The following is a 14,677-nucleotide window of genomic DNA, read 5'->3' as shown; positions in this document are numbered from 1 at the left end:
GTGTTAAACGAGAGATTGGAAAAACTTGCAACTAGTAATGAATTATTTGCAAGTTGAAGGTTCGAGGGCAAATGTGTTAAAGGAGTAATCGAAAAAATTTGCAACTAGTATTGATTTATTTGTAAGTTAATCGTTCGCGGGTGATTTTTTTTAAAGGCTTTGTTAAATAACACTGTTGATATTTGATAAAACAAACAGATGTTCTATAATGTTAGTGAGAACATTCGTTTGGAGGGTTTGTAATGACATTAAGAGAATTAATAGTAGAGATTAAAAAATTGAATTCGGCAGAACAACATCGGTTACAAGAATTTTTTATCAATTCTCTTATGTCATTTTCTGCAAGTGAACCTGTCTTTCAAGAAGTAACTGAACGAAAAAATCAATATGGATACACTTGTGTACATTGTAGTTCTAAAAAAATGGTTCGTTTTGGCAAATATACAGTAAAAATTGGTCTAAAAGAAGTTGAACGTCAACGATACCGTTGTAAAGATTGCGGAAAAACATTTACTGATGTAACTGCAACACCATTGTATCGAACACATAAGTCTGAAAAATGGTTGGATTTTATAAAATGTATGTTAGAAGGTTATTCACTCCGTAAATCTGCAGAACTCATTGGTAATGTACATTACGTTACCCTGTTTTATTGGAGGCATAAAGTATTGTCTGCATTAAAACAAATGAATTTTGAATCTTTTTCGGGGATTGTAGAGATGGATGAAACTTATTTTCTGTATTCGGAAAAAGGCAAAAGAAATATTGAGGGGTGTAAACCTCGCAAACGTGGTGGCTCGTCAAAATTACGTGGCATTAGTCGCGAACAGGTTTGCGTCTTAATCGCAAGAGACCGTCAAAAGGCAACATATTCTGGTGTACTTGGTAGAGGTAGAATTGTTAAAACTCAATTAGATAAGGCTATTGGTTCTAAACTATCATCGGACAACACTCTTTGTACCGATGCTTGGAGAGCTTTTTCTGCCTATGCAAAAAGCAAAGAATAAGAGCATTATCGTTTTAAGTCAGATGGTTCAGAACGTGTAAAAGGATTGTATCATATCCAAAACGTCAATAACTATCACAGCCGTTTAAAAGGTTGGATGCAACGATTTAATGGTGTGGCAACAAAATACCTCGACCATTATTTGAGTTGGTTTCAATTCTTGGATATTGTTAAACACCGAAGTGATAATGCATCTATTAGTAAAATGATTGTAGAGAGCTGTCTATTTCCAATTAATGAAACCTATGATTCATTAAGAACGTATAAATACTAAATTCTCGATTGTTTAACCAACAGAGAATCTTATAGAAAAGGAGGTAACTTGTTTGGGAGTAGCTGTTCTAATGATTTCAATACCTTTCTTAATTTTTGCTATCACACTATCGAAAGGAAAAGGAGCATCAATACTTGCAGGTTACAATACAATGCCTGACAGTGAAAAGGCTCAATACGATGAAGTAGCTTTGTGCAAGTTTATGGGTAAAATTATGTATGGTATTAGCTTTAGCATATTATTATTTGCATTGAGTGAGATGTTAGGAAACCAAGTTTTGTTTATAGTTGGTCTTATTTTACTCTTATCGCTTATTATTTTTGCATTAGTGTACTCCAATACAAGAGACAGATTCAAAAAAAAAGTTTAATGATAATTGAAAGAGGACTTCAAGAGGTGAAGTCCTTAATTTATTTATAGAATCAACAATATTCATTAACATAGCCTTTTTAAAAAAGAAGGATTGGCAAGGGCCAATCCTGACCAATTGGATGTATATTTGTAACTTACGTGGTGGAATTTGCAAGAATGAAAAGTGTATTTGCAACGAGAAAAGATTTATTTGCAACTTGAAAAAATGAAACTTGCAACTGGGCAGTAATTATTTGTAACTATGAAAAAATTATTTGTAACTCCCGAGCATTTTCTTGTAAGTGGACAAACATTCTTGTATCTAGATCGATTTTATTTGTAACTCCAATCGTTGCAACTGTTTTTTCTTGTTCAGTGGCGAAAAGCTGTATGAAAATTAGTTATTTCTTATTCGTGGCCATCCACGTTTCAAATGCGCGTAACCATTTTGCAACCCATGTCCGATTTTTAAAATACGTTTGTTGCAATATTAAATACAAGATAAAAACTCCTGTTACATCTTTGACAAAGTCAATGACGGTAGCCGAGCGATATGGAACGAATGACTGATGAATTTCATCAACAAGTCCATACAAAGAGGAAAAAATCGCAATGATGATACTGATACGTGGAGTAAATTTCTGATCTGCTAAAAAGAACAATACAAAGAATCCATATAATAGAGCAAACTCTACTAAATGGAGAGATTCTTTGATCGTACGGTCCCACATACCAAACTCTACGATAGCGTCTGCTGGCTTGCTAGACATGATCCAAATGGCGACCAAATATATAAACGGAATGATTTTAACCAAAAACTTTATCGCTTTTTTCATTAGGTATGCACCTCTTGCATGAGTGTTAACGTACTTATTTTACTAAAATTTTTCACGGAAAAATAAAAAAATGAATAAAATCATCCTTTTTTACAAAAAATAATGAAAAAAATTTTTTTTTTGCGGGTATAGAATCTTTCATTTTTGTTCACAATGTTTGCTGAGGTGATGAAAATGAGAGAGGAAGAAAAGAAACAAGCTTCCCGCAAATCTGGCATGCAACGCTTCTTTAAGAAACGTTGGGTATATCCGGCTGTATACATTACGGCTGCAGCATTAATTTTAACATCTGTCTTATGGTATCAAAGCCGTGGAGAACAATCCGTAGATCCTAGTGATTATAGCTATAACGGATCTAAGGATAATGATGCAGTAGAAGTAACCCGTGGTATGGAAACATTTGCATGGCCTGTATTAAATCCTGATGACGTAGAAATTAAGAAGAAATTTTATGATGCAAACGCATCTGAAGAAGAACAAGTAGCAGCACTCGTTTTTTATGACAATACGTATCATCCAAACACTGGTATCGACATCGGGATGAAAAATGGTGAAGAGTTCGACGTTGTCGCTGCGATGAGCGGTGAAGTCACTAACGTTGAAGAAGACGCATTACTTGGAAACAAAATTGTCATCGAACATAGTGATGGTGTTGTTACTCAATACCAATCAGTGAAAGATATTCAAGTGAAAATCGGTGACAAAGTCAAACAAGGCCAAAAAATTGCAAAAGCCGGTAAAAGTATGATTAATGAAGAAGCGGGTGTGCATGTCCACTTTGAAATTCGCAAAGATAACGTTCCGGTAGATCCGTTAGCTTATTTCAAAAAATCTATCAATGATTTAAAACAGGAACAAGCTAGCGAATCTGAGAAAGAGAAAGAAGGAAACGGAACAAATACTGAAGGCGAAGATAAGGGAGAAGGCGACAATAATAATGAATCCGACGATCAAGATGACGCCAGCAATGATGGAGAAAATCAAGAAAACAATGACGATGAAAATTCCAACTCATCTAACCAGTCATAATTGGTAACATTGGTTGCTTGTCTTTAAGATACATCCCCCATTTATATAGTAGATGACCAAGATTTGAACTTGGTCATCTTTTTGTTTTGGTCATTCATAGATTTTTTGATTACAAGTAATTGGATGAACAGTGAAAGATCGTTTCCATACGATTTGCTTGTCTTTGAATTGTGTAAGAAAATAGAATAAGAGAGTTTTAATCTAAACTTAGGAGGGAGAGAGAATGAAATTATTATTAACCGGGTTTGAGCCGTTTTTAGGCTTTGAAATCAATCCGACGGAAGCCGTTGTAAAAAATTTAGATGGAAAACAAATCGGGAAGTTTACGATTATCGGAAAAATTTTGCCGGTTGATTTTAAAAAAGGGCCAGAACAATTGTTAAAACATATGGAAGAAATCAATCCTGATGCGGTTATTTCGCTAGGATTAGCAGCTGGTCGCACCCATATTACGCCAGAAAGAATTGCGATTAATTGTCAAGATGGTGAACCGGATAATAACGGAGTGCAGTTAACGGATCATCCAATTGATCCAAATGGTCCCGATGGATATTTTTCAAAACTGCCTATCCGAAAAATTGTCAATCAATTAAATGAAGCGGGACTTCCAGCAGAAATATCAAATACAGCTGGTACATACTTATGTAATAATGTGATGTATTCGATGATTCATGATTTGGTAAAAAGAGAAAAAGATATTCCTGCAGGGTTTATTCATATTCCAGCTTCACATGAACTTGTCGTCAAAGGTAAAAAACGGATGGCAAGTTGGTCTACAGCCGACTTAACAAAAGCGATTGAAATAGCGATTGAGTGTTTATAGGGGTAACCACGTAATGGACTTTGTTCTGTTACGTGTTTTTTATGGATGAAAATAAATATTCATTTTTCGGATATTTTTTATTGGATATACAGATTTTGTTTCCCATACTTTTTCTGTTGGATAAGTCAGGCAATGGAGTGGGTAGAGAATGACTCACTCCTTCCCCAAGGATTTCACCGTGTTTTTTATCTCAATGCGAGAAGTCCTCATACGGCGTTCCTTTTGTGCCTATGCTTTTCTTTTTGTCTAATTCGTCCCAGCTGTGGTTAAAGAACGTTCCACTTTTTCCCAACGATAAGTCAAAACAGCTCGTCTCTCGTTGTGTTTCCTTAATCTCAGAGAGAGGTCCTCCTGTTCATACGGCGTTCCTTTTGTGCCTACGCTTTTCTTTGGCACTCAATGGTTCAATAGTCCCGTTAAAATTTTCCTAACTTTTGTTTCGACAAAATCCACTCCTTGACCATGTTTTCCGTTAAATTAATAATTAAAATAGAATTATTCTAAATATTGTGTTTTTTCAAACAAATGGAGGTTTTCATGATTTTTTTATTCATTCTATTATTTATTACGTTAGGAAGCATTGTTCTCTTTGTGAAAAAGAAAAAAGCTTGGTTCTTAGTCCTTCCATTCCTCTCATTATTCATTTATTTCATCATTGAAGTCGCTCTCGTTCCAGCACCATTTTTAGATACGCTCAAATTTATTTTTAGTCTTCAATAATGGCAGTACCTTTGCTTAAGGCAAAGATACTAAATAAAGGTTAACGAAAGGAGTTGATCACGGAATATTTGTCTGTATAAAACCCCTTATTCCAATATGAATAGTATGGAGGTGTGGTGTTTGAAAAAAATTGATAAAGAGTTGGCTGATAAGTATTATCGTGAAAAAAATCTGTACATGATTCTATATTTTATTATTTGGTTTGTTGTATCTTTTGGTGTCGTCTACTTTGCAGAGCCGCTGTCTAAATTTACGTTTAATGGTTTTCCGTTCCATTACTTTATGGGAGCCCAAGGAGCGGTTGTCACTTTTATTCTTTTATTATTTATCAATGCCTATGTAAGTGACCGCCTTGATAAAAAATATGGTTTTGATGAAACGATGAACGAACAGATTTCCTCAGGAAAAACGCTGGATCAATAAAAGTCGAACTTAAATATGAAGGGGGACTTTGATGGGTACGCAATTTTTCGTTACTTCATCGATTATTATTGCAACATTTGCTTTATACATTGGGATAGCAATTTATAATAAAGCGAGGCAAACATCAGAATTTTATGTAGCTGGCCGCGGCGTTCCGGCAGTATTTAATGGGATGGCTATTGGAGCCGACTGGATGAGTGCAGCATCTTTTATCGGAATGGCCGGAACAGTGATGATGCTGGGATATGACGGTTTAGCTTATATCATGGGGTGGACAGGTGGTTATTTATTTCTTACCTTTTTATTAGCTCCTCAACTTCGAAAATATGGGCGATATACAGTTCCTGAATTTATTGGCGATCGATATAATAGTCATGCAGCACGTGTATTAGCTGCAGTTTGTACAATTATTATTAGTTTTACATACTCCATCGGGCAGTTATCTGGTTCTGGAGTGGTGATTGGACGATTATTTGAAATTGATGCGTTTTATGGAACGATGTTAGGTGCCATACTAATTGCCTTTTATGCTACTTTTGGTGGGATGAAAGGTGTTACTTGGACTCAAGTTGCTCAATATATCATCCTCATTATTGCGTATCTTATTCCAGTCATTTTTATGTCTTTTCAAATTACAGGAAACCCGATTCCTTGGTTATCGTATGGAGAAATTGTATCTAAGCTTGGAGAAATCGATCGTGAACTCGGGTTATCAGAATATTTTGCTCCGTTTACGAATGGGACGAAATGGCAGTTTTTAGCACTCCTCTTTACGTTAATGGCTGGTACGGCAGGACTTCCTCACGTCATTGTTCGCTTTTATACCGTGTCAACGATGAAAGCAGCTCGTTGGTCAGGAGCATGGGCGCTATTATTTATCGGTCTTCTCTATTTGTCAGCACCAGCTTATGCGGCATTTTCTCGCTTCATTTTAATGAAAAATGTCGTTGGTAGTAAAATTGAAGAACTCCCAGCATGGACAAAATCATGGGTGGATACTGGGATGTTAAAAGTGGCGGATGCAAATGGCGATGGGATTTTACAATGGAGCGAGTTGATGATCTCTAATGATATTGTCGTCATGGCTACACCGGAAATCGCGAATTTAGGGGTGTTCGTGATTGGACTTGTTGCAGCTGGAGCAATGGCAGCAGCGTTATCAACTGCAGGAGGGTTAATGATTTCAATATCTTCATCCTTTGCACATGATATTTACTATCGTGTATTTAAACCGAATGCTACAGAAGCGAACCGATTAACCGTTGCTCGATGGTCAATTGCGGTTGCGACGATTTTAGCTGGTTTAGTTGCACTCGATCCACCTGGAGCGATTACGCAGATAGTTGCGTGGGCATTTGCTCTAGCTTCTGGAACGTTCTTCCCTGCCCTTGTTTTAGGTGTATGGTGGAAAAGGTCGAATACACAAGGGGTTATTGCTGGATTGCTAGTTGGACTGATTGTAACGTTATCTTATATATTTGCTGCCAAATATGGAGGGTGGACGATTCTCGGAATTATTGATACAGGAGCAGGTATTTTTGGTGCAGTTGCGGGGATTTTAGCGAACGTTATTGTCAGTAAGTTAACGGCAGCACCGCCACAACATTTACAAGATGAAGTAGTGAATTTGCGTTATCCAGAACATATGACATATAAAAATGGAGAAATTCTCTTAAATGAAGAGTTGAATAAAACAACGTAAATCCAGTTTGAGATAGTGTGAATTAGTGATCGGTGGGGGGCCGGTCACTTTTTTTGTTATACAGATGGGTGAAAAAACTTGCAACTCGTATTGTTCTATTTGCAAGTGAAGAAGCGTGGGGGATGGTCAAGAAAGTTTGCGAAATAATTCATCAGAAATAAAATGTTTTTTACCTTTAAATTTTCCAATTGATTCTTCAGAAATTTTTTTTAAAAGTCTGCTGGCAACGTAAATATTATCAAAATTCATAAATTCTCTAAGTTTTATGTTCGTTATTTCTCTTCCAAATAATAAAAAATAATCTCGAACTGCATCGATATGTGCTAATTTGTCTTTTTGCAAACAAATGGAACATTTCCATGATCCATAAATCCTTTTAAAAGAAGGTTGCATACATTGCGGGCAAAAAACTCCTTTTATTAAATCATTTGCATGAATGTTAAATTTCTTCAATACATCAAAATCTCTAGGAGTATGATCTTTTTTTAAATGGCGAATAAGTCTCTTTATTTCTTTATCTGTTAATCGCTGATTTTCATACATTTTTTCTAGATTTGATATTTTAAAGGGGAGTGAGTCTCGATGAATAATATTATCCGGAATGTTCTTAACAGGTTGGGAAGTTTTTAAAATTGTTTGAGGATTGCTAAAGACAATGAGGGTTTCAACGGGAAGGTCATAATAATATTTTGATTCTAGCCATTTTTTGAGCAAAAACTTTTGTCTTTCTACTTGAATCATTGGGTTAGGCAGAGCTTCTTCGATTCCTTCATGAATTTTTATCAATTGTTGAAAATCATGATTAAAGACTAATGTTCCAGCTATATTTTTAATTTCAATAATGAAAAGAAGATTTTTAGAAATGATGAGAGTATCGATTTGGAAATAAAAGTGATCAACGGGCAATCGTAAATCGTGAAGAATAAAGTAATGATTAGGGGATAAGAAGCTAAGAGGATAATCAGTGTTTTGCTCTCCTTTTAGACCTGCAGTTTTTCTGTAAAGTTCTTGTTCAACATCTTTAAATCTCGGATGATTTTGTGGAAGTCGTTTTAAAAGAATTTCAAGTTTTGCAATGTTGATCGGAAAATCTCTTTCCTTTGCTATCATTTTTTCCCTCCTTTTATGAAATTAATTAATAAAATTCTTCACATCGATTGGAATACCTTCTTTCTTTAATTAAAGACTGTGGAAATTTATTTGCAACTAAGCTTATTTATTTGCAAGCCATACATTTGGGAGTGAATTTGTTAAACAAGTAGTTGAATAAACTTGCAACTAGAATTGATTTATTTGCAAGGTTATAGGATCGAGGGGAAATTTTAAAACCAGTGATCAAAAAAATTTGCAACTCACATTGATATATTTGCAAGTCGATCGTTCGAGCATGATTTTTTTGAAAAAAAGGAGGATTGGCGTGGGCCAATCCTGACAGATTTGATGTATATTTGCAGCTTTCGTGATGGAATTTGCAAGGTTGAAAGGTGAATTTGTAACTTTCAAAAAGTTATTTGCAACTCGAAAAAATGAAACTTGCAACTGCGCGGAAAATATTTGTAACTTTGAAAAAATTATTTGTAACTCAAGAGTATAAATTTGCAAGTGGAAAAAAATCTTGCAACTAAAATAAAATTATTTGCAAGTGAATGGTTCGAAGGGAAATTGTTCATTCAAGCAGGTTAAAAACTTGCAACTGGTGAAGATTTATTTGCAAGCCGAACGTTCGAAGGTGAATTTGTCAAAAAACTTGCAACTAATGGTAAATTATTTGCAACCAACAAAACCAATACAAAGCTAGGGTCCAGATAAAAACACAACCGAAATGAGGAAGAAACAATTTAAGAAAAACCGCATGTTGCTACAAAAAATTTCATATTTCAATGGCCGATACATTCTCCGACATCGTTTGAACTCCGTGTCAAAAAATGAACCAATTTGTTATTTCCCCGTTTGACAAATTTCTCGGGAAATAAAAGAAAAGTCGAAATGTATCTAATTGCGAAAATTACATGAACTGACAGGAAATCCCCATGTTCTTAACACTGAATTTGGACGATCCCTCATAAAAAATAAGAAATATTTCCCTATACCTTGTCCTTATTAAGTTTTTCGTGCATATATCCACATCCAAGCTAATAAAATGTTACAAACTTGACTAACGAGAGTGTTTGAGGTGAGGAATCGTAAAGGCAGCTTAGATGTGGCGAACAAAAGCAGGATAATACGTGAAGTTAGAAAGCATCCAGTGCTTTCTTCCGCATAAAGATTTTACATTGAAAATGGAAATGGATGGACTCTTTTTGTTTTTGAAACAGTTCTTGACCGGACCGTTCTATTATGCGGACTTGAAGCAGTACGTGTCGTTGAAAAAAGCGAGTCTCATTTCACACTTCTCACATCCAAATTAGGGAGGGCGAGTGGTGTGCACGATTACATCAAAGAGAGAACAATCAAGATTGGAAAGTATATCGTGGAGACGAGAAAAACGGTTCGCGTCATTGCGAAAGAGTTTGGCGTGTCCAAAAGTACTGTCCATAAAGATTTAACTGAAAGATTGCCAGAGATCAATCCTGAACTGGCAAATGAAGTAAAAGAAATTTTAGATTATCACAAATCGATCCGCCATTTGCGTGGAGGAGAAGCGACAAAAATGAAATATAAAAGAAACGCAGAAAAGGAAAAAGTGGCAAAAGGATAGAAATTAGTAAAAAATCATAAAATTTGACAAAAAATCTCCTTATTTTCGTCATTTGTGATACAATAAAAAATTAGGAGAAATAATCGATTCGGTGTCGAAAATTAAGGAGGACAATAACGAATGTTTGCAAGAGATATAGGTATTGATTTAGGAACTGCCAATGTATTAATTCATGTCAAAGGAAGAGGGATCGTTCTTAACGAACCTTCTGTTGTCGCTTTAGATAAAAATACAAACAAAGTTCTAGCCGTTGGAGAAGAAGCACGTCGAATGGTGGGTAGAACACCTGGAAACATCGTTGCAATTCGTCCATTAAAAGACGGTGTAATTGCAGACTTCGAAGTGACCGAAACGATGTTGAAACATTTTATCAATAAATTAGACGTCAAAGGCTTTTTATCTAAACCTAGAATCCTAATCTGTTGTCCAACAAATATCACGAGTGTAGAACAAAAAGCCATTCGTGAAGCTGCTGAAAAAAGTGGTGGGAAGAAAGTTTATTTAGAAGAAGAACCAAAAGTTGCTGCGATTGGAGCAGGAATGGATATTTTCCAACCTAGCGGAAATATGGTTGTCGACATCGGTGGGGGTACGACAGATATCGCAGTTTTATCAATGGGTGATATCGTTACTTCTTCTTCTATTAAAATGGCTGGCGACAAATTTGACGCCGAAATTCTACAATACATTAAACGTGAATACAAACTATTAATCGGTGAACGCACTGCAGAAGATATTAAAGTCAATATTGGTACGGTCTTCCCAGGTGCTCGCAATGAAGAAATGGATATTCGTGGTCGAGACATGGTAACAGGTCTTCCACGAACTATTACCGTAAGTTCCGCTGAAATTGAAAAAGCTTTACGCGAACCAGTTTCCGTAATTGTTCAAGCCGCCAAAGGTGTTCTTGAACGTACTCCGCCTGAATTATCAGCTGATATCATTGATCGCGGGGTAATTTTAACAGGTGGAGGAGCATTGCTTCACGGTATTGACTTATTGTTAGCAGAAGAATTAAAAGTACCTGTATTAATTGCGGAAAATCCTATGGATTGCGTGGCAATTGGTACAGGAATTATGCTTGAAAACATCGATAAAATTTCAAAAAGAAAATTAGGATAAGAACTCGCCTTATCGCGAGTTCTTTTTCAATTGCCTTAAATTTAAACAAACATTTGATTAATTTTTACAATAATGCTTTAAACACTTATTTGATTGGTATGGTATCTGACACTTCATCGAATGCCTGATAATAGGTACGATCAACTTTTAACGCATACAAATTTGTTTTCGCCATCTCTTCCTTGGCCCGCTAAAGAAGAGCAAACTCCATTTTTCGTGAGATAGGGTGGAGGAGGCTAACGAAAATATAGCGAGCTTGGTTGATGAGATCGTACAGGCGGATAAATGATTGCGAGGAGATCGTATTTATGGCAGGTTCCGATGGATACACCATGCTGTTAAGGAATCGAATGAAGCGCTTTTTGATTGTTCCGTTTGCCTCAACGACAAGAACTTCATTCAACATTAGGTCTTTTTTATTATTTCTTGATGTTGCAGTCAAAATATTCCCAAAAATACTGTCGAAAATTGAAAAATAGTTTATAATAAAAGGAAATAATATGTACGAAAATTGGAGGATTTTTCAATGTTTCGAGGTTTTTATACAGTTGCATCTGGTATGATAGCCCAACAACGAAGAACGGAATTATTAACGAACAATTTATCGAATGTGAACACTCCAGGGTATAAAGCGGATCAGTCATCAATGCGTGCGTTTCCTGAAATGTTGTTACAAAGCTTTGGACAAAAATCAATCCCTGTTAAAGGGGGAACGAACATTCCTCAAGCCTCACTTGTAGGCCCTATTAACACAGGGGTTTATATGCAAGAGACGTTACCGAATTTCTTGCAAGGTGATTTGAGAGAAACAGGATTAGGATCGGACGTAGCATTATTGGATGTCAACATGCCGGTAGGTGAAAACGGCATAAGCGGGTCAGTCTTTTTTGTGGTAGAACATCCGGACGGCGGAGTACGTTATACAAGAAACGGTAATTTTACAGTAGATGCAGCTGGTTATTTAACAACAGCTTCCGGTTATTACATACTAGATGAAAATGGCAATCGAATCCTACTTCAAAGTGATCAATTTACGATTACGGATGATGGATTTATTACGGAAAATAATCAAGTTACCGCACGCCTCGGTCTTGCTTTTGCGGAAAATCCTGCAACTCTGATTAAAGAAGGAAATGGTCTGTTCAGAACCGATGAAAACCTTCCAAGTGCATACACGATTGATAATGCATACTTCCGTACACAGCAAGGGTTTTTAGAACGATCCAATGTTGACCCGACAAAAACTATGACGGAACTTTTAACCGCATATCGTGCCTTTGAAGCGAATCAAAAAGTGTTACAAGCTTATGATCGCAGTATGGAAAAAGCGGCAAATGAAATAGGTCGCTTGTAAGGGGGATATTAAATGAACCGAACAATGATCGTAGCGTCCAATACGATGGCGCAGCTTCAAAAAAAGTTGGACATAATAAGTAATAATGTAGCCAATGTTCAAACGCACGGATACAAAAGAAGAGAAGCTGCATTTGCTGATTTAATGGCACAGCATGTTCAAAATATGGGACGAGTACAAAGTGAAGTAGGCCGATTAACACCAAACGGTATTCGACTAGGGGTTGGGGCAAAACTTGCACAATCCAAAATGGTGCTAACACAAGGTAGCATTGTTTCAACTGAACGAAAATTAGATTTTGCCATCTTGTCTGAAAATCAATTTTTTAAAGTTCGAACTGAAAATGGCATACAATTAACAAGGAATGGCGCCTTTTATTTATCTCCTATCGGGGACGATCAAGTAATATTAGTGAATAGCGACGGCCTTCCAATTTTAGATGAAAACAATAACGAAATTGTCTTTAATGGTGCTTTAAAAGACATTACGTTATCCGATGAGGGATTGTTGATCTTTACACCGGAAGAAGGGCCAGATCAAATATTTGCCCTCGGAATGGTTTCTGTTTTAAAACCTCAATTTTTAGAGCAAAAAGGGAATAATTTAGTTGGTCTACCGGAAAACTTTAACGAATTAGGTGTGGATTTAGAGGACGTTTACACCGATATAACTGGTGCCAATCGCGGTGCCATTCAACTTCAACAAGGGGTATTAGAACAGTCCAATGTTGATTTAGGCCAAGAAATGACGGAATTGTTGAATACCCAACGTTCCTATCAATTTCAAGCACGTTCCATTACGATTGCTGACCAAATGCTTGGTCTAATCAATGGAATCCGATAAAAGGGGAAATTTTAATGGCATTGAATTCTGAAAAGATTCAAGAGGTAAATTCGAGAGAGGAACTTAGAAAAATTCGACAAGAACAAAGAACAAAGAAGGAGACTACGGAATCCGACAAAGGGAGAAAACCGAAGAAAATACGTATTCGGTTAATTCCTGTTTGGGCAAAGTTCCTCATTGTGATCGTGTTAATTTTCCTTTTTTTCATGATTGGAACGATGATTGGATATGGTGTACTTGGTGACGGTAGCCCATGGGATGCGTGGAAAAAATCAACATGGGATCATCTTTTTGATTTAGTAAATAAAGAGAACTAACATTGGAAGGATGAACAGCCTTCCTTTTTCTTTTTTTGTTCGGTAAAATGAAGGAAAATACAGTTGGAGGTAAAAGAAATGCTTGATATTAATGATATTAAAAGTATAATCCCGCATCGATATCCGTTTTTATTAGTCGATCGAGTTCTTGAAGTGGAAGAAGGAAAACGTGCGGTTGGAATTAAAAATGTAACAGCGAATGAAGAGTTTTTTAACGGACATTTTCCGAACTATCCGGTTATGCCGGGAGTGTTGATTATAGAAGCACTAGCCCAAGTGGGTGCTGTTGCGATGTTGAAAAAAGAAGAAAACCGTGGAAGACTAGCGTTTTTTGCTGGGATTGATGAGTGCAAATTCCGGCGACAAGTACGTCCAGGAGATCAGCTTCGTTTAGAAGTGGAAATGATTCGTTTTAAAGGATCTGTCGGTAAAGGAAAAGGAGTTGCGACCGTTAACGGTGAACTTGCAGCTGAAGCGGTTATCACATTTGCATTAGGAGAAAAAATGGAGTAAAACTTGTCTCAATTTGGGACAAGTTTTTTTATATTTGCAAGTGAATGATTCGGGAGTGAATTTGTAAAGCTAGTGTAACTCAACAGGTTTATTTTGCAAATAGCACGATAAAGAGTGATTTGTAAGGTATGGATAGAAAAAATTTGCAACTTGGATTGGTTTATTTGCAGAAGGTGAATTGGTTAACCCATAGATCTTTGTCACAATAGATTTTTTTGCAAGTCGAACACTTGAATGTGAACTGGTAAACCCATAGATCGAAAAAATAGCAACTTGAATTGATTTATTTGCAAGCTGAGCATTTGAAGATGAATATATTGCAAAATTAAAAAAATTTATTCTGAGCATTTGAAGGTGAAAATATTGTAATTTAAAATAATTTATTCTGAGCATTCGAAGGTGAAAACTTGCAATATAAAAAAATTTATTCTAAGCATTTGAAGGCGAAAAACTTGCAACTTAAATTAATTTATTTGCAAGTCGAGCACTTGAAGGTGAATTTGATAATCCGGAGATTGAAAAAACTTGCAACTCATATGGATATATTTGCAAGTCGATGGTTCGAGGCTGATTTTTTGTCAAAAAGAAAGGGCTTGTCTAAAAAGTCCATAAAAACAGAGCGAATGGAGAAAACAATGAGTTTTTCCATTCGCTCTGTTTCCTTAT

14 protein-coding genes and 1 pseudogene are annotated in these 14,677 nt (G+C 36.1%); 13 read left to right on the top strand and 2 right to left on the bottom strand.

Annotation, left to right across the window (positions count from 1 at the left end; translation table 11 throughout):
• The first annotated feature begins 242 nt into the window (after positions 1-242).
• Both AC3ASS_RS07715 and AC3ASS_RS07710 read left to right on the top strand, forming a co-directional pair.
• Positions 243-1,280: pseudogene (locus tag AC3ASS_RS07715) on the top strand (IS1595 family transposase).
• A gap of 52 nt (positions 1,281-1,332) precedes the next feature.
• Positions 1,333-1,650, top strand: coding sequence for a DUF3784 domain-containing protein (locus AC3ASS_RS07710; RefSeq protein WP_488282941.1), 318 nt, complete (start codon positions 1,333-1,335; stop codon positions 1,648-1,650).
• A 382-nt stretch (positions 1,651-2,032) separates the two neighbouring features.
• Here the strand turns inward: AC3ASS_RS07710 and AC3ASS_RS07705 are convergent, their stop codons facing one another.
• Positions 2,033-2,467 carry a VanZ family protein gene (locus AC3ASS_RS07705; RefSeq protein ID WP_488282940.1) on the bottom strand — a complete coding sequence of 145 codons (435 nt, stop codon included), beginning with the start codon at positions 2,465-2,467 and terminating at the stop codon, positions 2,033-2,035.
• A 174-nt stretch (positions 2,468-2,641) separates the two neighbouring features.
• On the opposite strand from AC3ASS_RS07705, the gene spoIIQ reads away from it, so the two are divergent.
• From spoIIQ to AC3ASS_RS07680, 5 genes are all read left to right on the top strand, one after another.
• Positions 2,642-3,496: a stage II sporulation protein SpoIIQ gene (gene spoIIQ / locus AC3ASS_RS07700; protein WP_488282939.1), complete on the top strand. Its 855-nt coding sequence runs from the start codon at positions 2,642-2,644 to the stop codon at positions 3,494-3,496.
• Between the two features lie 223 nt (positions 3,497-3,719).
• The gene (gene pcp, locus AC3ASS_RS07695; protein ID WP_488282938.1) at positions 3,720-4,319 is read left to right on the top strand and encodes a pyroglutamyl-peptidase I; all 600 of its coding nucleotides are present in this window, start codon (positions 3,720-3,722) and stop codon (positions 4,317-4,319) included.
• A gap of 537 nt (positions 4,320-4,856) precedes the next feature.
• Positions 4,857-5,039, top strand: a complete 183-nt coding sequence (locus AC3ASS_RS07690) for a hypothetical protein (RefSeq protein ID WP_488282937.1) — start codon at positions 4,857-4,859, stop codon at positions 5,037-5,039.
• A 120-nt stretch (positions 5,040-5,159) separates the two neighbouring features.
• Positions 5,160-5,462: a DUF4212 domain-containing protein gene (locus AC3ASS_RS07685; protein ID WP_488282936.1), complete on the top strand. Its 303-nt coding sequence runs from the start codon at positions 5,160-5,162 to the stop codon at positions 5,460-5,462.
• Positions 5,463-5,493: 31 nt separating this feature from the next.
• Entirely contained in the window at positions 5,494-7,164 is a 1,671-nt protein-coding gene (locus AC3ASS_RS07680; RefSeq protein ID WP_488282935.1) for a sodium:solute symporter family protein, read from the top strand.
• A gap of 126 nt (positions 7,165-7,290) precedes the next feature.
• Here AC3ASS_RS07680 and AC3ASS_RS07675 read toward each other — a convergent pair whose 3' ends face one another.
• The gene (locus tag AC3ASS_RS07675; protein ID WP_488282934.1) at positions 7,291-8,274 is read right to left on the bottom strand and encodes a nuclease-related domain-containing protein; all 984 of its coding nucleotides are present in this window, start codon (positions 8,272-8,274) and stop codon (positions 7,291-7,293) included.
• Between the two features lie 1,312 nt (positions 8,275-9,586).
• Here AC3ASS_RS07675 and spoIIID point away from each other — a divergent pair.
• The 6 genes from spoIIID (at position 9,587) to fabZ (ending at position 14,011) form a co-directional block, all read left to right on the top strand.
• Positions 9,587-9,862, top strand: coding sequence for a sporulation transcriptional regulator SpoIIID (gene spoIIID / locus AC3ASS_RS07670; RefSeq protein ID WP_488282933.1), 276 nt, complete (start codon positions 9,587-9,589; stop codon positions 9,860-9,862).
• Positions 9,863-9,982: 120 nt separating this feature from the next.
• A complete protein-coding gene (gene mreB / locus AC3ASS_RS07665) occupies positions 9,983-10,984 on the top strand; it encodes a rod shape-determining protein MreB (RefSeq protein WP_488282932.1) in 1,002 nt (333 codons plus the stop codon).
• A gap of 526 nt (positions 10,985-11,510) precedes the next feature.
• Positions 11,511-12,338, top strand: a complete 828-nt coding sequence (locus AC3ASS_RS07660; protein ID WP_488282931.1) for a flagellar hook-basal body protein — start codon at positions 11,511-11,513, stop codon at positions 12,336-12,338.
• A gap of 12 nt (positions 12,339-12,350) precedes the next feature.
• A complete protein-coding gene (locus tag AC3ASS_RS07655; RefSeq protein WP_488282930.1) occupies positions 12,351-13,181 on the top strand; it encodes a flagellar hook-basal body protein in 831 nt (276 codons plus the stop codon).
• 14 nt (positions 13,182-13,195) lie between these two features.
• Positions 13,196-13,498 carry a DNA-directed RNA polymerase subunit beta gene (locus AC3ASS_RS07650; protein WP_488282929.1) on the top strand — a complete coding sequence of 101 codons (303 nt, stop codon included), beginning with the start codon at positions 13,196-13,198 and terminating at the stop codon, positions 13,496-13,498.
• 78 nt (positions 13,499-13,576) lie between these two features.
• A complete protein-coding gene (gene fabZ / locus AC3ASS_RS07645) occupies positions 13,577-14,011 on the top strand; it encodes a 3-hydroxyacyl-ACP dehydratase FabZ (protein WP_488282928.1) in 435 nt (144 codons plus the stop codon).
• The last annotated feature ends 666 nt before the right edge of the window (positions 14,012-14,677 follow it).

This window comes from Bacillus sp. JST-5, assembly GCF_057747715.1.
This window is presented reverse-complemented; position numbering and strand designations above follow the sequence as displayed.